At 65.2% G+C, this 1,067-nt stretch carries 1 protein-coding gene and 1 pseudogene; both read right to left on the minus strand.

The window, feature by feature from the left end; genetic code table 11:
* A partial coding sequence (locus HP546_RS30560) for an iron ABC transporter permease (protein WP_172233706.1) occupies positions 1–822 on the minus strand: 822 nt, incomplete at its 3' end.
* A pseudogene (locus HP546_RS30565) lies at positions 822–1,067 on the minus strand (extracellular solute-binding protein); the annotation flags it as partial. The pseudogene HP546_RS30565 and the gene HP546_RS30560, both read right to left, overlap by 1 nt.

Here is a 1,067-nt window from a genome sequence, read left to right on the forward strand (position 1 = left end):
CCTTACCGGCTGTGCGCGGCGCGCCACGCCTTGGCCGATGCGCACATGGCGAGCCTTGCCGCGCACCCGCAGCTCCAGCCACAGCATCACCAGGCACATCGCCAGCAGCACGGCGGACAGCATCGCCGCGTTGGCATTGCTGAACTCCAGTTCGAACTGCTGGTAGATGGCGGTGGTGAAGGTTTGCAGGCCGAGAATCGACAGTGCGCCGAACTCCACCAGCATGTGCAGGGCAATCAGTAGTGCGCCGCCCAGCATCGACGGCCACAAGAGGGGCAGGGTGACCTTGACGAATACCCCCCAACGGCTGCAACCCAGCGTGCGTGCCGACTCTTCAAGCGAAGTGTCGAGGTTGCGCAGGGTGGCGGCCACCGGCAGGAACACCAGCGGGTACTTGGACAAGGCCATGACCATGATCGCCCCGCCCAACCCTTCGAAATCCGAGCTCAGCGATACCCAGGTGAAGCTGCTGACGAACGACGGCACGGCAAACGGCAGGCACAGCACCACGCCCCACAGCCGGCGGCCGGCCAGGTTGCTGCGCTCCAGCAGCCAGGCCAGGGCCAGGCCCACCATCATGCAGGTCAGTGTCACCCCGACCATCAGCAGCAGGGTGTTGCGCATCAGCCCCCAGACGAAGGGACGCCACAGCAGGTGCAAGGCTTCGCGCCAGCCGGCTTCCCAGGCTTTGATGGCGACATACAGCAGTGGCAGCAAGCTCATCGCCACCAGGAACAGCACAGGTAGTACCACCCAGATGGAAGGGCGCTTGCGGCGCGGTACGAAGCGTACCGGCGCCGGCTGGGACAGGGCGGCGGTCATCAGAGCAGGCCGACCTCGCGTTCGAGTTCGATGGCTTCTTCGGCATTGCCAAGGTCAGCCGGCGAGATCTTCGGCGGGCGCAGCTCTTCGAACGGTTTCAGGCCACGGTCAGAGACCATGCCTTTGTGCAGCGGGTATTCGGCGGTGGTCTGGGTGATCACGCGCTGGCCTTCTTCACTGGCCATCCAGTTGAGCAGGGCCTGGGCTTCCTTGGGGTGCTTGCTGGCCTTCACAGCGGCAGCGCC

The sequence above is a fragment of the Pseudomonas sp. CM25 genome (genome assembly GCF_013179705.1).
Lineage (GTDB): Bacteria > Pseudomonadota > Gammaproteobacteria > Pseudomonadales > Pseudomonadaceae > Aquipseudomonas.